Consider the following 21,120-nt stretch of genomic DNA (forward strand, 5'->3'; position numbering starts at 1 on the left):
ACTGCCATGAAGTACGCCGCCGAGTGGGCCGCGATCGCGTGTGAGGTGCTCGGAACCCCTTATCCGTACGGCGCTCAGCACGCCTCACACGGACCGGACGACGTCGACGTGACGCCGGACCGGTTGCATCCGGCCTTTCACGGCTCGTACGACTGGCACTCCAGCGCACACATGCAGTGGTCCCTGGTCCGGCTGCTCACCCTGGCACCGGACCAGGCCGGCCAGCGCCCGATCGAGCTCGTCGACAATCGGCTGACCCCGGAGGCGATCGCGACCGAGGCGGCGTACCTGCGCGACCGTCCGTCGTACGAGCGCCCGTACGGCTGGGCCTGGGCGGCGATGCTGGTCGCCGCCACCCGCAACTGCCCGTTGCCGCAAGCAACCAAGTGGGCCGATGCCCTCCAGCCGCTGGCCGATGCGATCGCGGAGCTGGTCCTCGACTGGCTGCCTCGCCAGGCGTACCCGGTCCGCCATGGCGTCCACCTGAACAGCACCTTCGCCCTCGCCCTGCTCCTCGAGGCGTACGACGAACTCGGCCGGGCGGATGTGGTCGACGCGATCCGGAAGCGCTCGATCGAGTGGCTCGGCGGCGACACGTCGTACGACTCCCGCTTCGAACCGTCCGGCACGGACTTCCTGTCACCGGCGTTGACCGAGGCCGAGCTGATGCGCCGCGTCCTGCCGGCCGACGAGTACAAGCCCTGGCTGACCGCCTTCCTGCCAGGCCTCGGCGCCGACGCACACGCACATCTGCTCGAGGTGCCGACGACCGACAACTCCGGCGACGGCCAGCTCGCCCACCTCTCCGGACTCGCGCTGTCGCGGGCCTGGCAGCTTCGCACGATCGCGCCGAACCTGCCCGAGGTAGCCGACACCCTCCGCGCCGGCGCGGACCGCCAGGTCGAAGCCGTCCTGCCCACGGTGACCGGCGGCGACTTCATGTCGACCCACTGGCTGGTCTCGTTTGCCCTCCTAGCGGCCGCAGCTGACAAGCGGTAGCCAAAAGCTTCCCTCGCCGGCCCGTCGGCGAGTTAAGTAGCAACTCTCCCGAATTCGTTGACACCTGCCTTCTACGCGCCGTACGGTCTCCGACCAATAGGAAACTTTCCTAACAGTTGGAGACGATCAGCGCGGCATCGCCGCGGACGGCGCGAAGGGAGGCAGGGTTAGCTCATGGCAACGACACCTGGAACTCCCCGCCTGCTGCGTGCGATGAACGACCGCGCCGCGCTGGAGCTGCTGCTCACCCATGGCCCGCTGTCGCGCACCACGCTCGGCAGCCTCACCGGCCTGTCCAAGCCGACCGCGTCACAGCTGCTGTCCCGGCTGGAGAGCGCCGGCCTGGTCCGCGCCAGCGGCACGACCGCCGGCCGCCCCGGTCCGAACGCCCAGCTGTACGAGATCAACGGCGGCATCGCGTACGTCGCCGGCCTCGACGTCATGCCGACGCGGATCCGCTCCGCCGTCGCCGACCTGACCGGCAAGGTGGTCGGCAGCTACGAGCTCCCCACGCCGGGCCGCACCGCGAAGGGCACGGTCGAGCGCGTCCTGAAGGCGATCGACGGCGCCGTCGGCGAGGCAGGACTGACGCGTGACCGGCTGCACCGCGCCTCGATCGGCACTCCAGGTGGTTTCGACCCGACGACCGGCCGCCTGCGCTACGCCATGCACCTGCCCGGTTGGCACTCGCCTCACCTGCTCGACGAACTGGCCGCGGCGATCGCCGTACCGCTGGAGGTCGAGAACGACGTCAACCTCGCCGCCATCGCCGAGCAGCGGATCGGCCACGCGAAGAATGCCGAGAACTTCGTCCTGCTCTGGGGCGAGGACGGCATCGGCGCCGCCGTCGTCATCAACGGCCGCCTGCACCGTGGCGCCACCGGCGGCGCCGGCGAGGTCGGCTTCCTGCCCCTTCCCGGTACGCCGCTGGTCCGCAACGTGGGCCGCAACAACGCCGGCGGCTTCCAGGAACTCGCCGGCGGCGAATCGGTTCTGAACCTCGCCCGCAGCCACGGCCTCAGAGCCCGTACGGCGAAAGCCGCCATCACGGCCGCGTTGTCCGCCGAGCAGGCGGGTGACGCCGTACTGACCGAGTTTGCCAACCGGCTCGCCGTCGGTCTGGCCGCGATCGTCTCGATCGTCGATCCCGAACTGATCGTGCTCGCCGGTGGTGTCATCACCGCCGGCGGCGAACGCCTGCGCGAGCTCGTCCAGGAAGAGCTGGCCGATCTCGCCGTACCCCGACCACGCCTGCTGCTGACCGCGATCAACGAAGATCCGGTCCTCACCGGCGCCTTGCAGTCTGCTCTGACCACGACCCGCGACGAAGTCTTCGACACGGCGGGTCCACCCGTCCATTAGGAGAGTCCTCCGATGCATCGCTCCACCCGCGCCTTGATCGGCACCACCGCAGTCGCTCTGCTCGCCACCGCCTGTACCGGCACGTCGGCCGCCCCGCAAGCGAACGACGACGCCACCAAGGACGTCACCATCACCTTCTGGCACGGCTGGAGCTCGCCGGCCGAGTCGGCCGGGATCAACGCGAACATCAAGGCGTTCGAAGCAGCGCATCCGAACATCCATGTGAAGACCGTCGGCAACATCAACGACGACAAAATCAAGCAGGCGCTGCGAGCCGGTGGCGCGAACGCACCGGACGTGGTGTCGTCCTTCACCACCGACAACGTCGGCACCTTCTGCTCGTCGAATGTCCTGGCCGACCTGAAGCCGTTCCTGGACAAGTCCGGCGTCGACCTGGACAAGACGTTCCCGAAGGCGTTGCAGGACTACACGCAGTTCGAGGGCAAGCGCTGCACCCTGCCGTTGCTCAACGATGCCTACGGCCTCTACTACAACAAGGCCGCCTTCAAGGCCGCCGGCATCACCGCGCCACCGAAGACGTTGTCCGAGTTCGATGCCGATGCGAAGAAGCTGACCAAGGTCAAGGGCGACAGCTACAGCCAGCTCGGCTTCATGCCGAACTTCCACGGTTACGAGTCGACCACCACGCACTTCGCCGCGCAGTGGAACCCGACATACTTCACCGCCGACGGCAAGTCGAACCTGGCTGCCGATCCCGCGTTCGCGAGCATGCTGAAGTGGCAGAAGAATTTGGTCGCCGAGCTCGGCGGGTTCGCCAAGCTGGAGAAGTACCGGTCCACCTTCGGCGACGAGTGGGGCGCGAAGAACCCGTTCCAGACCGGCCAGGTCGCGATGGCGATCGACGGCGAGTGGCGGCTCGGGATGGCGCGCGACGCCGGGGTCAAGTTCGACATCGGAGTGGCACCGTTCCCGGTGCCCGACGACCAGGCCGACAGCTACGGAAAGGGCTATCTGTCCGGCACGATCATCGGCATCGCGAGCACCAGTCAGAAGCAGAACGCGGCCTGGGAGCTGGTCAAGTACCTGACCACCGACACCGATGCCGTGGTCAACTTCGCCAACGCGATCCACAACGTGCCGTCCACGCTGGACGCGCTGAAGTCGCCCAAGCTCGACGCCGACCCGGCCTTCCGTACCTTCCTCGAGATCTCCGCGCACCCGAAGAGCAACACCACTCCGGCCAGCCCGAACGGCGGCGCGTACCAGCTCAGCCTGCAGGACTTCGGCTTCAGCTACGAGTCCGGCAAGGTCACCGACCTGGCGGCCGGACTGGCCAAGTCCGACCGGCAGATCGACAAGGATCTGGCTCAGGTCAAGTGATGATCTCCCCTGGCCTGCGACAGAAACGCCGCCGGGAGGCACTTCGCAACGTCGCCTTCCTCTCCCCTTGGCTGATCGGCGTCAGCGTCTTCTTCCTCTACCCGCTCATCTCCACCGTCTACTTCAGTTTCATGCGGTACGACGGTTTCACGCCCCCGACCTGGACCGGCCTGAAGAACTGGCAGTACGTCTTCACCGACTACCCGTTCTTCTGGCCGGCGCTCCGGAACACCCTCTGGCTCGTCGTCGTAATGGTCACGCTCCGGGTGATCTTCGGACTCGGCATCGGCCTGCTGATCACCAAGGTGAAGACCGGCGCCGGCTTCTTCCGGACCGCCTTCTACCTGCCGTACCTGGCTCCGCCGGTCGCCGCCACGATGGCGTTCGCGTTCCTGCTCAACCCGGGCACCGGGCCGGTGAACAACATCCTCGGCGCGATCGGGTTGCCACAGCCGGGCTGGTTCAACGACCCGCACTGGTCGAAGCCGGCGCTGACCCTGCTCGCGTTGTGGGGCATCGGCGACCTGATGGTGATCTTCATGGCGTCGCTGCTCGACGTACCGCAGGAGCAGTACGAAGCGGCGTCGCTGGACGGTGCGGGCCGCTGGCAACAGTTCCGGTTCGTGACGCTGCCGAACATCTCGCCGATCATCCTGTTCGCGGTCGTCACCGGCGTCATCCAGACCATGCAGTACTACACGCAGCCGCTCGTCGCCGGGAAGGTTGCCAGCGGCATCATCGGTGGCTCGGGGCAACAGGTCGAGCCGGGCTATCCGGACAAGTCGACGCTGACGTTGCCGCAACTCGTGTACCACCTGGGCTTCCAGCGGTTCGACACCGGCGGCGCGTGCGTGATCGCGCTGGTGCTGTTCGCGCTGGCGATGGTGTTCACCGCTCTGCTGATGCGCCGCGGCAGCGGCTTCCTGGCCACCAACGACTGAAAGGGGTCCACCGATGACGGCAACTGCCTTGACCTCTCCGGTCACCCTCACCACCGCTGCACGCACCGCCCGCCGTACTCGCTTCCTCCATTGGATCGCGGTCCATTCACTCGCGATCGCAGCCGCCTTGTTCTTCGTCCTTCCGTTCGTGTTCGTGTTCCTCACTGCTCTGATGAGTGATCAGCAAGCGCTCACGCGGGACCTGTGGCCCGACAGCTGGCATTGGGAGAACCTGCGGGCCGTCTGGGAGACACCAGGCTTCCTCACCTGGTGGAAGAACACCTTGATGTACGCCGGTCTCGGCACAGCGCTGACGTTGTTGTCGAGTATCCCGGTCGCCTACGCGCTCGCGCGATTCAAGTTCCGCGGCCGGAACCTGGCGTTGATGCTGGTGATCTCCACGATGATGCTGCCGCCACAGGTAGTGATCGTGCCGATGTACCTGTTCTGGGCCAAGCAGCTGCACCTGTCCGGGACGTTGTGGCCGCTGATCATCCCGATGGCGTTCACCGACGCCTTCTCGGTCTTCCTGCTGCGGCAGTTCCTGCTGACCATCCCGAAGGACTACGTGGACGCCGCGAAGGTGGACGGCTGCGGGGACTTCAGGGCGCTGGTCCGGATCGTCCTGCCGATGGCGAAGCCGGCCGTCGCCGCGGTCGCGCTGTTCCAGTTCTTCTACTGCTGGAACGACTACTTCGGGCCGCAGATCTACGCCAGCGAGAACCCGGCCGCCTGGACGCTCAGCTACGGCCTGGAGTCGTTCAAAGGCGCTCACCACACCAATTGGAACCTCACGATGGCCGCCACGCTGCTGGTGCTGGCGCCAGTGATCATCCTGTTCTTCTTCGCCCAGAAGGCCTTCATCGAAGGCGTCACACTCACAGGGGTCAAGGGTTGAAGCTCACAGTCGTCGGTGGCGGATCCACCTACACCCCCGAACTCGTCGACGGCTTCGCCCGGCTGCGCGACACTTTGCCGGTCTCCGAACTCGTCCTGGTCGACCCGGCCGCCGACCGGCTCTCGTTGATCGGTGGTCTGGCTGAACGGATATTCGCCAAGCAAGGCCATCCCGGTCGCGTGGTGACTACGTCAGACCTGGACGCCGGGATCGACGGCGCGGACGCCGTACTGCTGCAGCTGCGGGTCGGTGGGCAGGCCGCGCGCAACGAGGATGAGACGTGGCCGCTGGAGTGTGGCTGTGTCGGGCAGGAGACGACCGGTGCCGGCGGCCTCGCCAAGGCGCTGCGGACGGTTCCCGTCGTACTGGATATTGCCGAGCGAGTACGGCGTACCAACCCGGACGCGTGGATCATCGACTTCACCAACCCGGTCGGGATCGTGACGCGGGCGCTGTTGTCGCAGGGGCACAAGGCGGTGGGGTTGTGCAACGTGGCCATCGGGTTCCAGCGGCGGTTCGCAGGGCTGCTGGGAGTGGCGCCGGAGCACGTGTCGCTGGATCATGTCGGGCTGAACCACCTGACGTGGGAACGCGCCGTACGGGTGGATGGCGAGGACAAGCTGCCATCGCTGCTGGCGTCGCATGTCGACGAGCTCGCCGACTCGTTGAAGTTGCCGGCGTCGGTGTTGCTGCAGTTGGGCGTCGTACCATCGTACTACCTTCGCTATTACTACGCGCACGACGAAGCGGTGAGTGAGTTGCTGTCCAAGCCGTCGCGGGCGGCCGAGGTGGCTGCGATCGAGAAGCAGCTCTTGGATCTCTATGCGGATCCTTCGCTGTGTGAGAAACCCGCACTGCTTGAGAAGCGCGGTGGTGCGTATTACTCCGAGGCCGCTGTCGCGCTGGCGTCGTCTTTGCTGAACGACACGGGCGACGTGCAGGTCGTCAACACGCTGAACAACGGAACGTTGCCGTTCCTGCCCGACGACGCGGTCATCGAAGTGCCTGCAGTCGTTGGCTCCGACGGCTGCAGGCCGTTGCCGGTAGCAACACTCGAGCCTTTGTACGCCGGTCTCGTATCGCATGTGACCGCGTATGAGCAGCTGGCGCTGGAGGCCGCGCTGAAGGGCGGGTCAGAGCGAGTCTTCGAAGCGCTGCTGGCGCATCCGCTGGTCGGGCAGATCTCGCTCGCGGAAGAACTGACCGGCAAGCTGCTCGCCCACAACCAGGCGTATCTGCCATGGGCGTAGGGGGAGTACTCGCGTTCGACGCCGGCAACAGCAAGACCGACGTGGCGCTGGTGTCCGCCGACGGGCAGGTGTTGGGTACGGCGCGCGGCGGCGGGTTCAATCCGCAGACCATCGGCGCCGACGCGGCCGTGGCTGCGTTGGAGCCGCTGGTGGTCGCTGCCGCCTCGTCAGCTGGACTCGCGGGGCTGCCGCTTGTGGAGCATGTGTCGGCGTGCCTGGCGAACGCCGACCTGCCGATCGAGGAAGAGCGGCTGGCCAAGGCCTTCGAGTCCTACGGCTGGGGGCGGTCGGTGCACGTCACCAACGACACCTTCGCCCTGCTGCGCGCGGGAGTCGACGAGCCGCGCGGAGTGGCGGTGGTCTGCGGCGCGGGCATCAACTGCGCTGGCCTGCTGCCGGACGGGCGTACCGCTCGCTTTCCCGCCTTGGGGAAGCTGTCCGGTGATTGGGGCGGTGGGCAACAACTCGCCGCGGAGGCGATCTGGGCGGCGGCTCGGGCTGACGACGGCCGTGGTCCGGCGACCGCGTTGGTCGGCGCACTGTCGGCTCACTTCGAGGTGAGGTCGCTGACGGCGCTGCTGGAGGGCTTGCATCTCGGCCACATTCCAGTCGAGCGGCAACTCGAGGCGGCGCCGGTGCTATTCCAGGTCGCGGCCGCTGGTGATGCGGTGGCGGCTCAGATCGTTGGGCAGCAGGCTTCGGAGATTGTCACCATGGCGGTCGTGGCGTTGCGCCGGCTGGAGCTGCTCGACGAGCCGGTGCCGGTGGTGCTCGGCGGCGGCGTTCTCACTGCCGGACACCCGCTGCTGGTCGACAGCGTCGTACGGCTGCTGGCCGAGGCTGCTCCGAAGGCGATGCCGCGGGTGGTCGACGTACCGCCAGTGGTCGGGGCGGTGCTGTTGGGTCTGGATCACATCTCCGCGCCGGAGTCGGCGGCAGCAGCGGTACGCGCGGCTTTTGCCGCCTGAGCTCGGTGGCCCGGCCCGGACCCCTGCGCCGGGCCGGGCCACCGACGTACGGATCGTCCAGGGTGCTGGACGGGTCGGCCCGGCACCAGCTTTTCCAGCCTGCTTGAAAGGCCCGTTTGAAAGGTCTCGCTTGAAAGGCTTCTGTAGCGGTGTAATCATGATTACATGAGTACACAGACAGACAGTGAGCGGGTGCGAGGCTGGCTCACCGGACGGCTTCCGGCCGAGTGGTTCGAGGGTGATCCCGAGCTGAGCATCGACCGGGACGAGATCCTGATCGTCGGCCGGATCCCGGCGCCGGAGCAGAGCGGCGACGTCAGCGCCGCCGAACGGTCCGCGGCCGAGGAGGGCCGGATCAAGCAGTACCGCGAGGACACCCGGGAGCGGCGGATCGAGATCGCCCGCGAACTCGAGCACGCGACCCGGCGCAAGGTCGCCTGGGGCGTCCGCTGCGGCGAGACCCGGACGATCTTCACCTCGTTGTCCGCTCCGGTGATGACCCGGCTGCGGCAGCCCGAACGCCAGGTCCTCGACACGCTCGTGGACGCCGGCGTCGCCCGCTCCCGCAGCGACGCCCTCGGCTGGTGCGTCAAACTCGTCGCCCAGCACAGCGAGACCTGGCTCGCCGACCTCCGCGAAGCCATGTCCAAGGTCGAAGACGTCCGCCGCGCGGGGCCTGACGCCACCGAGAGCTGAACGCAGAACAGGCGGGCAACGAGCTGCCCGCCTGTTCTGGGTTGGTTGGTTGGATCAGCGTCGGCCGCCCTCCCAGTTGCCGTCGGGGGTGGTGCCGTTGGACCAGCCGCCGGACTGCGGCGCGCCGTGGGTCGCCGGATGCTGCTCCGGCGGCGGGTAGTCGCCCTGCTGCTCGTAGCCACCCTGCTGGTAGCCGGGCTGCTGCTGGTAACCGCCTTGGTCGTAGCCGGTCGTCGTCGTACCGTTAGAGCCCATCGGGCCGTTGGCGCCCGTCTTCATCATCGTGTTGCGGTCGAACAGGTTGCTGAGCGCGCGTCCCGCCATCTCGCGACCGCCGAGCCCGAAGGCCAGCCCCATCGCCAGCGCCGCGCCGGCGAGAACGATCAGCAGCGTGTTGCCGGTCAGCTGTACGGCGATGCCGAGCTGCGTCAGCGCTGCGAACGCGGCGTACACGAGGATCGCGTACTTACCCACCTTGGCGAGCGTTTCGTTGCCGGTGGCACCACGGATGATCGCGGCCAGGAAGTTCGCGAACAACGCAGCCAGGCAGACGATCACGATCGCGGCGAAGACCCGCGGGATGTAGCCGAGCATGTCGCTCATGAACGCCGAGATCTCCGGCACCCCGAGCGCGGACGCGAACATCGTGAAGCTGATCAGGAACACGAACCAGAACACGACCTTGCCCAGCATCGCCGACGCGGTCAGCCCCGTGCCCGACCGCTGCAGCACGCCGGACACCCCGGCCCGATCCATCCACTGGTCGAATCCGACCTTGCCGAGCAGTTTGCCGACGAGCTTGCCGAGGACCTTGGCGACGAAGTAGCCGACCACCAGGATGACCAGCCCGCCCAGCAGGTTCGGCACGAACCCGAGAAGCTTGCTGAAGGCATCTTCGAACGGTTGAGTGAAGTCGATCGCTAGCGCGGACATTCGGACTTCCTTCCGGACTGGCCCGTGCACCCGCCGCCGCGCACACACCTGCACACGACCCCGTGCCACGGGCGGATGCAGTGGTGTCTAGTATCCCCCGTGCCCGCCGGCCGGGACCGCAAACTGTGTCTCAGCCCGGTTAAGGGCCGATGTCAACGAAAAGTGTTTGCATAAGGCAATCACCGTACGGCGGCTTGGATCCTTACCCCGGCGGCTGAACCGGTCCAGATGGTTGTCTCAGCTGACCAGCTTCGCCGGGGCCGTGAAGGTGTTGCAGGAAGCCGGGTCGGCGGAGCCGAAGGCCCGCAGACTCCAGTAGCCGTGGCTCTTGCGGGAGCCGTGGTCGCGGATCGGCTTCGGGCTGCCGTTGTCGTCGCCGTAGTGCTTGACCAGGTACTTCCAATCCTCGAAGCCTTCGCCGGTCAGGCCGAATGCTCGCTTGTTCGCGCCGAGGAACGCGGCGCCCAGACAACTCGCCTGCAGCTCGAGTCTTCGCTCGGCCTCCAATTGAGCGGCTTTGGTCGTATCCACGTAGGGCATGTCGTACATCGACAGAATGCCGACCGCGGCCTGGAGATGGTGGCCGTATTCGTGCGAGAGCGTGTACTGGAAATCCACCAGGGTCAAGTCGCCCGGATCGGACTCGACGTACTGCGGCCACTCGAAACAGATGGCCCGGTCCGCCGAGGTGTAGAAGGCATCGGTGTTCGACGGCGGATCGGCGCAGAAGGTGGTCGGGTCCTTCTTGCTATAGGCAACGAGTGCCGGCTTGTCGAAGTACATATCGGTTTTCGCGACCAGCGGCGCCCACGCTCGCTGGAGGCAATCCACCATGACTTGCCCATACGCGAGCAGCGCCGCCTTGGACATCAACCGTGCTCTCGGCAACTGACAACTCACCGCAGGCACGCGGCCCGCCGTGTAGAGCTTGCTCCGCGTCGCCTGCTGCATCAGGTCATACGTGATCGCGCCCTTTGGCTTCGGCACAGTACGTGGCGTTGCCGACGTCGACGGCGTGGCCTCAGCGACCGCATGCTCAGCCTTCCGAGTCGCGACCCCCGCCCCAACAACAACCAGTACGACGACAACCGCCAGCCCGACGGCTTTCGCCGTACGGGCCATCAGCTCACCTTTTTCGCGGCGACGCTGAAGGTGTTGCAGGAGGCGGGGCTGGTGGATTTGAAGGCAGGGCCCACCCAGAGCCACTGGCTCTTGCGGGAGCCGTGGTCACGGACCTTCTTCGGGTTGTACTCGTCGCCGCTGTGCTGGACCTCCCACTCCCACAGGTCCAGCTTCGTACCGCGGAGCCCGAGTGCTTTCTTGTTCGCTCCGAGGAAGCTGGCACCGAGGCAGCTTGCCTGCAGCTCCTTCCGGCGGCTCCACTCGAGCTTCTCCGCCTCGGTCTTCGCCCAACCCTCACGGGACCACGACGCGGTCAGGATCTCGGTCATCTCCTGCACATGATGGCCGTACTCGTGCGCCATCGTGTCCATCATCCAGATTCGGGCCGCGAGCGGATCCTCCTTGTAGTTGGCCAGATCGCTCTTCCAGTTGATGCTGATGGTCTCGTCGTCGCCGCAGTAGTACGCCGTGGCGGCCTCGCCGATGCAGGACGACTGCGGCATCTGCTTGCTCTGCAGGACGACCTTCGGGGCGCGGAACTGGTAGCCGGCTTTGGCGATGACCGGCTCCCAGGCGCGGTTCAGGCATGGGAGGAGAGCCTTGTAGTAGTTCAGGATCGTCGACTGCGAGTTCGGTTTGATGCTGGGTTCTTTGCAGTTGACGTTTGGGACTTTGCCGGCGGTGTAGAGCTTGTTCTGGCGGAGGCGGACCAGGTCGGGGACCGGCTGGACCGTGACGGTGACGGTCGGGTCGGCCGGGACCGGGAGTGGGGCCTCGGACTTCTTCACCGACGGGCGAGCCATCGGGCTGTCGACGTTGTCGTAGGAGTCGATGATCTTGAAGCCGGCGATCGTGGCGCCGGTGACCATGACCAGTGCCAGCACGGACAGGCCGGCGACCACTGCCTTCGAGTACTGCCGGGCCGGCGGCTTGATCGGCGGCGGTTCAGCGGAGTATTGAGCGCCGTGCCGGGACGAAGGCGAGTGCCAGCCGACCGGGCGATGTCCGCCCGTACGACGGGATCCGGCCAGCGGCGTGGCGGGGGCACCGGCCAGCGGCTCCGCAGGTGGTGCGCCGAACCCGTCGGGATCAGCCGGCAGCGGCCGCGCCTTCCGTTGCAGAGTCGGGTCGACCCGCGAGACGGCCCGGGCCTTGCCGAGGCCGAGCGGCTGTTGACGGCCGGCTGTCGGCGGGCGGGCCGCCGCCAGATCACCCTCGGTCAGGATGTCGCCGGCGCCGCCCGGCAGGAAGTGTCCCGGCTTCGGCGTGGCGCCACCGGAACGCGCCGTACCATCGCTCGTCCCCATCAATTGTTTCCCGTCCGTCAGCCGACCTTGGCGGATGCTGCCACGAAAGTGTTGCAGGCGCCAGGATCGGTGCTCGCAAAGCCCTGGTTCATCCACAGCGCGAGACTCCTGGCGGACCCATGATCGCGGGTCTTGTCCTTGGAGTGCTCGTCGCCGCTGTGCCGGATCAGCCAGTTCCATTGCTTCAGCAGTTCGCCCCGCAGCGGGAAGCTCGCCCTGGCCGCGCCGAAGAACACCGCCGACAGACAGTTCGCCTGCAGCGCCTCCCGCCGGTCCTGCTCCAGCTCAGCGGCCGGGGTCGCGGCAGTGTCGCGCAGGTTGCCGGAGGCATCCAGGATGCCGGTCAAGTTCTGCAGGTGCGCGCCGTACACGAAGCCGAGCGACTGGGCCATGTCGACCCGCGCCACCGCCTTGTGCTTCGGGTAGTCGTCCATCAGGTCCTCCAGGGCATCGTCACGCTGCCGCCCTGCTCATCAGCGCAGTACGACGCCACCTTCTTCTGTACGCCGCACGCCGTCTCCTCGTCCTCGTCGAAGACGATCAGCCGCGGCGAGCGGAACTCGAACCCGGCCTGAGTGACGATCGGCATCCACGCCTTGTCCATGCAGGCGATCAAGGTCAGGTAGTACGACCGGACGTTCTCCTTGGACGTCGGCCGGAACGCGGGCTCCGGGCAGTAGACCGCAGCCAGCTTGCCGGCGTTGTAGAGCGTGTTCTCCCTGACCACGACCGGGTCCTTGGCCGGCTCGCTCTGCGGTACATCGGTGGGCTTTCCACTCGGGTAGAAGGACGGCGTACCCAGTGGGTTGGCGACGAAATCGTCGTACGCCGGAATCACCTTCGCGGCGAGCGCGATGACGCCTCCGGCCACGAGCAGCGCGGCGGCGACGATGCCGGCGACCAGAGCCTTGGACCGCTTCTTCGGGAGGAACGGGATCGGATCGGGCGCGAAGACGGCCTTGTACGCCGCTGCGGCCGGGTCGCCCGGCGACGGCGGGCCGAAACGGGTGCCGGTGAGCTGGATCGGCTTTCGCGACTCCAGCCGTGAGCCCGAGAGCTGCGGCGGTCCGTCCGGTGCGCCCGCTCCCAGCCGTGGGGTCGGCGCGGCCAGCGGACTCGACGTCGGTTCGCTCCTCGGTTCAGGCTTACGGTTGGCGGCGTCGCTCTGGTCGACCGCGCCCGCACCCCCGGGCAGAAAATGGCCAGGCTTCGGCGCATCCTTGTCGGACATGGATTTTCCCCGCTTCTCCCCAGTGCCGGGCGAACCCCCGGTCCCCCACTCATCGATCGCGGTCCCGAGACCCCCGCCCCTCGACCGCCGGAAGATGCTAATGCTTCCGGCCTAGTCCCATGTACCGAATTGCAGCTATTGACATCATTTCGCTACCTGTACTTACCGCGAGTAACAACCTGAGGGAGAGCTGGATGAACGTGCTGGACACCTTCGGCCTGACCGGTCGCCGGGCCCTCGTCACCGGCGGCAACCGCGGCCTCGGCCGCGCTTTCGCACTGGCCCTGGCCGAAGCGGGCGCCGACGTCGCGATCGCCGCCCGGGACGGCGAGCGCAACGCGGCGGTAGTCGCCGAGATCGAGGCCCGCGGCCGCCGGGGTCTCGCGGTCGAGGCAGACATCACCGCGCCGGACGACGTACGACGGCTGGTCGCCGACGTGGCGGGTGAGCTCGGCGGGATCGACGTACTGGTGAACAACGCCGGTGTCGCGATCCACCGCCCGGCCCTCGAGATCCCGCCGGAGGAGTGGCAGCAGGTCATCGACCTCAACCTGACCGCGCTGTGGAACTGCAGTACGGCGGTCGCCCCCGGCATGATCGACGCCGGCGGCGGCGTGATCGTCAACGTCGGCAGCATGTCCGCGCAGATCGTGAACCGCCCGCAGTGGCAGGCGTCGTACAACGCCTCGAAGGCGGCCGTGCATCACCTGACCAGGAGCCTCGCCGCGGAGTGGGCGCCGTACGGCATCCGGGTCAACGCGATCGCCCCCGGCTACGTGAAGACCGACATGTCGCCCGTCGACCAGCCCCAGTTCCGCCAGAACTGGATCCTCGACGCGCCCCTCCAGCGCTACGCGACGCCAGAGGAGATCGCGCCCTCCGTCGTGTACCTCGCCTCGCCCGCCTCCTCTTTCATGACCGGCTCAGTCCTGCTGATCGACGGCGGCTACTCGGTCTTCTAGACCACCCGCCCCCGAGCCAGAAAGTGAAAACCGGCGGCCAACAGGTTGCGGTGGGTTGGCGTGGGGCGGTTGGGTGGGGGCGTGGTCGGGCTGAGGCGGGACGGGTATCCCCGGTCGAATGGGTACGACGCCGAGTGGTTGCTGGACTCGGACATGGGACCCAATCCGCTCTGGTTGCTGGAGGATCTGGCGCGGGATCTCGAGCTCGAGCCAGGCATGCGGGTGCTCGACCTCGGTTCAGGCAAGGGTGCGACGTCGGTGTTCCTGGCGAAGGAGTACGGCGTACAGGTGTGGGCCGCCGACCTCTGGATCGACCCGAGCGAGGCAGCCGCCAACATCGCGTCGCAGGGGGTCGACGGGGTGGTGACACTGAAGGCTGAGGCGCATGCGTTGCCGTTCGCGCACGGGTTCTTCGACGCGATCGTCTGTATCGACGCCTACGAGTACTTCGGCACCGCGGACGGGTATCTCGCGTACCTGGTCGACTTTCTCAAGCCGGGCGGTCAGCTGGGCGTCGCGACTCCGGCACTGCGTCGCGAGGTCCGAGAGCTCAGGTACATCCCGGACCACATCAAGAAGCTGGTCGGCTGGGAGGCGCTCGCCTGGCACACGGCCGACTGGTGGCGGTTCCAGTGGGAGATGACCGAGCTGGTCGAGGTCACCGCGGCCCGGCTGCAGGAGTCCGGCTGGCAGGACTGGGTGGCGTGGGCCGAGGCTCTGTCCGAGCACAACCGCACCCGCAAAGGCAAACGCGACGGCACCCTCGACATGCTCGAAGCCGACCAGGGCGAGCTCCTCACCTTCGCGATCCTGGCCGCGCGGAAGCCCTCCTGACCCAGCCGGTGTCGCGGGTGGGGACCCGGGTGAGGGATGCTGGGTCCATGAGCTGGGCTGTGTACGCGGTGCGAGGACCAGGAGGCGTACGGCGCCTCGACGACATGCCGGACGGGTACGAACCACCCTCTGTCGGTACGGCGGAGGACGTCGTGGCCGCGGTCCGCGAGGTCGTACCGGACGTGGATGCGAGCAAGCCGTCCTGGCTGGCGCTCCGCAGCGACGAGTACGACGTCGAGATGACCATCGGCAAGGGGGTCGAGGTCCGCGACGTCACCTTCTACCTGAACGACGGCCCGCGCTCGATCCCGATCGTGATGGAGATCAGCCGTCGCCTCGGCATGACGCCGTACGACACCGAGTCCGGCGACTTCCTCACCGAGGAATCCCGCCCGCCGGTCCCGCCGCCGCTCGCCCCAGACGAGATCAAGATGAACAAGCCGAAGTGGTGGAAGTTCGGCCGTAAGTAGCTAGAGCTTCCGGCTCGAGACCAGGGTGCCGATCTTGTTGATGCGGTGCTCGGGGTTGCCGAGCGCGTCGCGCCAGCGGTTACCGGCCGCGTTGTCCTCCGGGGTGGCGCAGGTGGACAGAGTGATCATCGCCTGCGTGGGCTTCTGGCCCGGGCGGCCGGGAACCGCGGCGTTCTGCTGAGCCAGCTCGGCCGGCTTGCGGAACGAGATCGTCATCGTCCGGGTGACGACGTAGTCGTGAACGTACCCGTTCGCGGTGATCAGGATGTGCTCGCCGTTCGCGAGCTCAGGCAGCCGGCCGAACGGGCGACCATGCGTGGTGCGGTGCCCGGTGATGATGAAGTTGCCGATCTCGCCGGGACCGACACCGCCCCGGGTACCGCGCGGACTGGCGGCGAACCCACGATTCTGGATCCGCGTCCCCGGCCGATCGTCCGCCGTACCCCCATAAGCAACCACCCGAAGCCCCCGCACCCCCAGCCCCGGAATCGCCAAACTCACCGACGCCGAGCTCTGCGGGGGCCGAGGCGAACTGGGCGTCGGCGAGGCGGTTGGCGTCGGCGAGGCGGTTGGCGTCGGTGAGGCGGTTGGCGTCGGTGCCGCGCTGCGTGTGCGAGCAGTCGGTGTACTGGCGCTGGGTGTGCGGACCGTCGGCGTACCGGCGCTCGTCGTACGGGCGCTCGTCGTACGGGCGCTCGATCTCTCAGCCGTCGGGTCCGCAACATCGGAACACCCACCCAGCGCAACCGCCACCACAAACCCCACAACCACGCGCCTCACCACACTCGACGGTAACCCGCCCAACCGAAAGCCCCCCCGAAAACCACCGTCAGCCCCTAACCACCCGGCGGACGATCATCGTGCCCCGCCCCATCCACGCCCTCGAGCTCGACCGCCGGATCCCACCACCTGACGCGCTCGATCGCATCATTCGCACTCCCAGAACTCACGCACCACAGCCGCCCGAGCCCTCTCGCCAGCATCGCGCACAGCACCCGGCAGCTTCCAAGACTGCTCCCAGCGATCGAACCCAACAGGCGCCGACCCTCATGGCACGCCACGACAAGCGGGTGCGTGCCCGGCGAGACGTTCGGCCACTTGCGAATCCAGGATGCTTGCATCCGAAGCACCGGAATCGTTGCCCCAGATCGCGAAGCGCGTGGCTTCCTCGATGGAGTCGCCGTCAGCCCGCCACGTGGAGCGAGAACCCTGCTCGCCGCCACCAGGATCGGAACCATCCGTCTCCGACGCCACGGAATCACCCCACGGGTCGAAGCCAGCAGCCTCACCCAAGCTCAGTCCGACAGCCTCACGAACGCTCCGCGCGGCAGCGTCCGACCGCGCGGCACCGTCCGATCGCGCAGCACTATCCAACCGCGCGACACCGTCCGATCGTTCTGCTCTGTCCGGCTGTGCCGGGAGCAGCGAGTCAGGTTCGGGGTGGTCGGTTTGCCGGGTCCTGACGGACAGGCGGCGTCGGTACTCGCGGAGTCGGTGGGACGGTGCAGGGTCGGCCCAGGTGGGGCGGGCGACGCGGACGGTGCCGTTGGTGAGGGTGATGGTCCAGTGGCCGTGGTGAAGGTCGACATGGTGCCGGCGGCAGAGCAAGACCAGGTTGTCGACCCGGGTTTCGCCGCCGTCGATCCAGTGGGTCAGGTGGTGGGCGTCGCAGTAGATCGGCGGGGCACCGCAGACGACGCAGCCCTTGTCGCGGGCGTTCAGGGCACGCCGCATCGCCCGGTTCACCAGGCGTTCGGACCGGCCCACATCCAGCGGTTCGGAGTTGGAGCCGAGGACGAGGGGGATGATGTTGGCGTCGCAGGCGAGGCGTCGGACGGCGGACGCGGACAGGTTGTCGCCGTAGACCAGTTGTCCGCTCGCGTTCGCGGCGGCGGCTTTCAGGTCGTTGAAGTCTATGGTGACGGTGATATTCGCCTTCGCACCGAACCCGGGCACCCAACCACCTGTGGCGGCACCAGCCGCGAGAGGCGCCTCGCCGGTCGTGGCGCTGGCGTCGGCGAACCTGGTGGCGGTCTGGTCGGTGACAGTGCCCGAGGCCGCCTGGTCTCCTTCGGCTGCAGTCGTGCAGGAGTCCGCACGGCCGGCACCGAAGAGCATGTCATCGCTGAACCCGGTGGCGGAGGACGTGTCGCCGGTGTGCACGTTGTCGGTGGACGTGTGGTCGGCCGAGGGGTTGTCGGCGCAGGTGCGGTCGGCCGACGAGCCGTCGGTGGGCGCGGCGCTGGCGGGGCGGGCGGGACCCGTGCCCGTGGGCATGGCCGAGTCCGTGCCCGTGGACGTGGCCGGGCCGGTGCCCGTGGGCGCGAGCGAGCCGGTGCCGGGGCGGCGGGTGGGGAAGCCGGTGTCGGACGCGGCCGCGGCGATGGACAACGCCGCGGATAGGGCGTCGGCCTGGCGCTTGTCCCGCGGCCGCGGGTCGAACTCACCCGTCACGGTCTTACGGGGCTTGGCGCCGGCGTCGACCAACGAACGCAGCAGTTCGGCGTTGTCGTTAGCGAGGAAGCCGTTGAACTTCACGCCATGGTCAGCCTTCGACAGCTTCAGCGACTCACGTTCGGAGGCCTTTGCCTCGTCCGGTTCGGGGCCGTCGGCGTCGATCAGCTCACACGACTCCGTCGCGGCCTTGCGCAGCTCCTGCGGGGACAGGTGCGCGGCCAGGCCGACCAGTTCCTGTTCGATGATGTCGCGGTCCTCGACCGGGATCCGGGAGGCGAACCGTTCCAGGGTCGACACGATCGCCTCGGCTTGGGCCGGACGCAACACCCAGGCAGTGCTCCTGGTCATGCCGCCCTCCACACCCTCACCATCGCCATCACCGTCGGCGGTGTAGGTGGTGTAGGTGGTGTCGGCAGTCGCAAGGGCCGCGTCGGCCTCCAGGCCGCCGTCGTCGTCACCGAGGCTGTCGTCACTGAGGTTGTCGTGTTCGGCGAGGGCCGCGGAGACCCCGTGGTACCTCGGCAACGCCCGGGCCACGCGGACGTCACGGCGGGCGTCGGAACCGTTCATCCGGTACCGGAACTCCAGCAGCTGGACCGTGTCCCGGGCCCCGAGCTCTTCGGCGTACCCGATCTCGTCGACCTGGGCGACCAGGTGCAGCCGGTCGGTCTGCAGGCGGGCGATCTCGGCGTCCAGCGTGTCGATACCCGACAGCAGTTCGCTGCCGCTCATCGACCACACCGGTCGCCCGCCCAAGAGTTCCATGCCGTCAACGATAGGCATGCCCACCGACAGTTTTCAAACCCGATTCCCCTTATTTTCAAGGGATTTCGATGCACAATGTTATCCACAGCCGAACTGTCTTGTGGACAACTGCAACTGATTGCCTCTGGCAACAGATCGCGCCGGCAGGTTCACACGGCGCCAGCGCAAGAATGGCGATGCGCTGGGCACCCTGGACGTGGCCAGTCGGGACCAGACGGCGCGTTCCCCCGCGAGTCCTGCGCGTGCAGGTCAGGCGTCGGGGTCCAGGAGGGTGAGGGTCGCGGGGCCTAAGTGGAGGGTGCCGGAGGTTAGTGGGGTGGTGCGGATGCCGGCGTGGGTGCGGAGGGCTTGGAAGGCGCCGGGGGCTAGTACGGCGTCCATCCAGGCGCAGGGGTTGGCCGGGCGGTGGGCCTGGAACTCGATCGGGCCCGAGCCGGTGTCGAGGGTGAAGCGGCGGCCGGGGTGGCCGGGCCGCGCGGCGAGGGTGTCGATCGGGAAGCCGCGGAGGGTGATGTTGCGGCGGATGAGCACCGGATCAGGCGGCGCCGGTAGGTCGAGCGTCTGAGCGAGTTCGTCGAGCGACGCCGCATCGATGAACGTCACCGCCGCGTTCCGGTGCACCGTCTGCCCGAAGTACCGATCCCCCACGATCCCAAGCCCCGCGCGCACCTCCACCTCGGACCGCCGCACCGGGTCAGGATCAGCCCGCGGCCCGTCCGCCGGCCGCCCCTCGAACGCGTGCACCGGCGACACCATCAACGCCACAACCTCAACCCGCACACCTTCACAGTACGGCGAACGTCAGCCCCAAGTAAGCGGACCCAACAGACGGCAGAACGTCAGCCCCAGGTGAGTGGGTCCAGCAGACGGTAGAACTCCAGGCGGCGCTGGTCGGGATTAGGCAGGCCGTAGGCGGTGAGGAATGGGGTGGCGTCGGCGGACCACTCGTCGTCGAGTTGGGTGATGGTGAGGGCGAGGTCGGAGTAGCGGTCGGCGATGCCCAGTCGGCCGAGGTCGATCATGCCCGTGACCTCCAGCGTTTCCGGATCGAAGAAGATGTTGGGCAGGCACGCGTCGCCGTGGCAGACCACGAGCTCCTGCACCGCCGAGATATAGGAGCTCTCGGCAACGACTCGCGCCAGCAGCTCCGCAGGCTCGACCGCGCGCCATTCGTCGGTGAGGAAGTCAGGGTTCACCGCGCCACGTCGTACGACGTCCTCCGCCTCGGCGATCACCGACGCCAACGGTCGCTCGAACGGGCACGAAGGCAACGAATGCAACTCACGCAACGTCCGCCCGAGGCTCTCCATCGCCTTCACACGAACGGATTCCGGCAGCGAGTTCCCCGCGACACCTGGCACCGCAGTAGTGATCAGTACAGCGCCGGCCGAGGTCTCCGCCCAGTCCTTAACCGTTGCTCCAGGCAACCCAGTCGACGACAACCACAGCACACGGTCCCGCTCGGCAAGTAACGAAGGAACACCATCCACCCCGCACGTCTTGGCGAACAGACCACCACGCCTGTAAACCGAAGTGTCGGACTCCCCGATATTCACCGGCTCCCAGCCGTCAAGCACGCGACGACTCCCGCACGATCAGCTGCCACGGGAAGTCGAAGACTTCGCCAGGCGCACCCTCGCGATCGGTCAGCCGCCCGACGATGATCCGCGCCAGCGCCTCGTTGAAGCCGACCGGCCCGACAGTCGACAGCGACGGATCCAGATGCTCACCCTCCGGCGTGTTCCCCACCCCGACCACAGCCACATCCCCCGGTACGTCGAGACGCAGCCGATGCGCGGCCCGTACGGCGGCGATCGCGGCGAAGTCCGTCGTACAGTAAATCGCGGTCGGACGGTCGGGCTTGGACAGCAACGCCATCGCGGCCCGGTAAGCCCCTTCGGGATGCCGCTCGAAGATCTCGATATCGGACTCCAGAATCGGCCGCCCCGCCGCCCGCATCGTGTTCACGTATGCGTCGTACCGGGCAAACCCAGAGGTCGAGGACGTCAGCGCGCCAACGCGAGAATGATGCTCGAGCAGATGCTCCACCGCCAAGTGACACCGCGGCTCGGCACCCGACCGGATCACGTCGAACCCACGCGGCTCCAAGGTCTCGCTGAACGCCACGATCTGCACACCCTGGGCCGCAAATGCCTCCAGTTCGGCCACAAGCGAGGGCTCCGGGCTGACGCTGTCGATGAAGATCACGTCCGGCGTCCGGTTCGACAGCACCGTCCGCCAGTCGCCGTCGGCAACGATCAACGCCGTCTTGCCGAGCGGGCTGACCGCCGTACTGACCGTTGCCGCGACTGCTTGCGACCAGGGGTCGGCCAGCACGCTGAGCGACAGCAGGACCAGGTCCGACTTGCCGGTGCGGATCGCGCGGGCCGCGTCGTTGCGGCGGTACCCGAGCCGCGAAGCAGCCTCGCGGACCCGGTCCGCGGTCGAGTCCTTGATGGTGTGGCTCCGATGCCGGCCCGACAGCACGTAGGACACAGTCGCGACGGAGACGCCCGCCTCCTTCGCGACCATCCTGAGAGTCGGACGGTCCTGGGTCTGCCCGGTCATAACGCCGATTCTCGCA

21 protein-coding genes are annotated in these 21,120 nt (G+C 67.6%); 11 read left to right on the plus strand and 10 right to left on the minus strand.

Features of this window, described 5'->3' with window-relative positions; all coding sequences use genetic code 11:
* Positions 1-6: 6 nt before the first annotated feature.
* The 8 genes from EV646_RS29205 to EV646_RS29240 all read left to right on the plus strand — a co-directional run bounded on the left by EV646_RS29205 (position 7) and on the right by EV646_RS29240 (position 8,455).
* The gene (locus EV646_RS29205; RefSeq protein WP_132154224.1) at positions 7-999 is read left to right on the plus strand and encodes a DUF2891 domain-containing protein; all 993 of its coding nucleotides are present in this window, start codon (positions 7-9) and stop codon (positions 997-999) included.
* 174 nt (positions 1,000-1,173) lie between these two features.
* Positions 1,174-2,361, plus strand: coding sequence for an ROK family transcriptional regulator (locus EV646_RS29210; RefSeq protein ID WP_132154226.1), 1,188 nt, complete (start codon positions 1,174-1,176; stop codon positions 2,359-2,361).
* A gap of 12 nt (positions 2,362-2,373) precedes the next feature.
* Positions 2,374-3,702: an ABC transporter substrate-binding protein gene (locus tag EV646_RS29215; protein WP_132154228.1), complete on the plus strand. Its 1,329-nt coding sequence runs from the start codon at positions 2,374-2,376 to the stop codon at positions 3,700-3,702.
* A complete protein-coding gene (locus EV646_RS29220; RefSeq protein ID WP_132154230.1) occupies positions 3,702-4,643 on the plus strand; it encodes a carbohydrate ABC transporter permease in 942 nt (313 codons plus the stop codon). Before EV646_RS29215 ends, EV646_RS29220 begins: the two co-directional genes overlap by 1 nt.
* Before the next feature lie 13 nt (positions 4,644-4,656).
* Positions 4,657-5,541 (plus strand): carbohydrate ABC transporter permease, encoded by an 885-nt coding sequence (locus EV646_RS29225; RefSeq protein WP_132154232.1) that lies wholly within the window; start codon positions 4,657-4,659, stop codon positions 5,539-5,541.
* Positions 5,538-6,791, plus strand: coding sequence for a 6-phospho-beta-glucosidase (locus tag EV646_RS29230; RefSeq protein ID WP_132154234.1), 1,254 nt, complete (start codon positions 5,538-5,540; stop codon positions 6,789-6,791). The genes EV646_RS29225 and EV646_RS29230 overlap by 4 nt, the downstream gene beginning before the upstream one ends.
* Entirely contained in the window at positions 6,782-7,759 is a 978-nt protein-coding gene (locus tag EV646_RS29235; protein ID WP_132154236.1) for an N-acetylglucosamine kinase, read from the plus strand. Before EV646_RS29230 ends, EV646_RS29235 begins: the two co-directional genes overlap by 10 nt.
* A 165-nt stretch (positions 7,760-7,924) precedes the next feature.
* On the plus strand, positions 7,925-8,455 hold the full coding sequence (locus EV646_RS29240; protein WP_132154238.1) for a hypothetical protein: 531 nt from the start codon (positions 7,925-7,927) through the stop codon (positions 8,453-8,455).
* 54 nt (positions 8,456-8,509) lie between these two features.
* On the opposite strand, the gene EV646_RS29245 is transcribed toward EV646_RS29240, so the two are convergent.
* The 5 genes from EV646_RS29245 to EV646_RS29260 all read right to left on the minus strand — a co-directional run bounded on the left by EV646_RS29245 (position 8,510) and on the right by EV646_RS29260 (position 13,048).
* A complete protein-coding gene (locus EV646_RS29245) occupies positions 8,510-9,388 on the minus strand; it encodes a mechanosensitive ion channel family protein (RefSeq protein WP_132154240.1) in 879 nt (292 codons plus the stop codon).
* Positions 9,389-9,625: 237 nt separating this feature from the next.
* A complete protein-coding gene (locus tag EV646_RS29250) occupies positions 9,626-10,510 on the minus strand; it encodes a neutral zinc metallopeptidase (protein WP_132154242.1) in 885 nt (294 codons plus the stop codon).
* Positions 10,510-11,817, minus strand: coding sequence for a neutral zinc metallopeptidase (locus tag EV646_RS29255; RefSeq protein WP_132154244.1), 1,308 nt, complete (start codon positions 11,815-11,817; stop codon positions 10,510-10,512). Before EV646_RS29255 ends, EV646_RS29250 begins: the two co-directional genes overlap by 1 nt.
* Before the next feature lie 17 nt (positions 11,818-11,834).
* Positions 11,835-12,251 (minus strand): neutral zinc metallopeptidase, encoded by a 417-nt coding sequence (locus EV646_RS40305; RefSeq protein WP_241996398.1) that lies wholly within the window; start codon positions 12,249-12,251, stop codon positions 11,835-11,837.
* Positions 12,251-13,048 carry a hypothetical protein gene (locus EV646_RS29260; RefSeq protein ID WP_241996399.1) on the minus strand — a complete coding sequence of 266 codons (798 nt, stop codon included), beginning with the start codon at positions 13,046-13,048 and terminating at the stop codon, positions 12,251-12,253. The genes EV646_RS40305 and EV646_RS29260 overlap by 1 nt, the downstream gene beginning before the upstream one ends.
* Positions 13,049-13,242: 194 nt before the next feature.
* On the opposite strand from EV646_RS29260, the gene EV646_RS29265 reads away from it, so the two are divergent.
* The 3 genes from EV646_RS29265 to EV646_RS29275 all read left to right on the plus strand — a co-directional run bounded on the left by EV646_RS29265 (position 13,243) and on the right by EV646_RS29275 (position 15,314).
* Entirely contained in the window at positions 13,243-14,010 is a 768-nt protein-coding gene (locus EV646_RS29265; protein WP_132154246.1) for an SDR family NAD(P)-dependent oxidoreductase, read from the plus strand.
* Between the two features lie 81 nt (positions 14,011-14,091).
* Positions 14,092-14,844, plus strand: a complete 753-nt coding sequence (locus tag EV646_RS29270; RefSeq protein WP_199237255.1) for an SAM-dependent methyltransferase — start codon at positions 14,092-14,094, stop codon at positions 14,842-14,844.
* 47 nt (positions 14,845-14,891) lie between these two features.
* Entirely contained in the window at positions 14,892-15,314 is a 423-nt protein-coding gene (locus tag EV646_RS29275) for a hypothetical protein (RefSeq protein WP_132154248.1), read from the plus strand.
* On the opposite strand, the gene EV646_RS29280 is transcribed toward EV646_RS29275, so the two are convergent.
* From EV646_RS29280 to EV646_RS29300, 5 genes are all read right to left on the minus strand, one after another.
* A complete protein-coding gene (locus tag EV646_RS29280) occupies positions 15,315-15,815 on the minus strand; it encodes a class E sortase (protein ID WP_199237256.1) in 501 nt (166 codons plus the stop codon).
* Positions 15,816-16,361: 546 nt separating this feature from the next.
* The gene (locus EV646_RS29285; RefSeq protein ID WP_158291040.1) at positions 16,362-18,536 is read right to left on the minus strand and encodes an HNH endonuclease signature motif containing protein; all 2,175 of its coding nucleotides are present in this window, start codon (positions 18,534-18,536) and stop codon (positions 16,362-16,364) included.
* A 249-nt stretch (positions 18,537-18,785) separates the two neighbouring features.
* Positions 18,786-19,316: a molybdenum cofactor biosysynthesis protein gene (locus EV646_RS29290; protein ID WP_241996400.1), complete on the minus strand. Its 531-nt coding sequence runs from the start codon at positions 19,314-19,316 to the stop codon at positions 18,786-18,788.
* A gap of 59 nt (positions 19,317-19,375) precedes the next feature.
* Entirely contained in the window at positions 19,376-20,113 is a 738-nt protein-coding gene (locus tag EV646_RS29295) for an aminoglycoside 3'-phosphotransferase (RefSeq protein WP_132154252.1), read from the minus strand.
* Positions 20,106-21,104, minus strand: a complete 999-nt coding sequence (locus tag EV646_RS29300) for a LacI family DNA-binding transcriptional regulator (protein ID WP_132154254.1) — start codon at positions 21,102-21,104, stop codon at positions 20,106-20,108. Before EV646_RS29300 ends, EV646_RS29295 begins: the two co-directional genes overlap by 8 nt.
* Positions 21,105-21,120 lie beyond the last annotated feature (16 nt).

It is taken from the genome of Kribbella antiqua (genome assembly GCF_004345665.1).
GTDB classification, from domain to species: domain Bacteria; phylum Actinomycetota; class Actinomycetes; order Propionibacteriales; family Kribbellaceae; genus Kribbella; species Kribbella antiqua.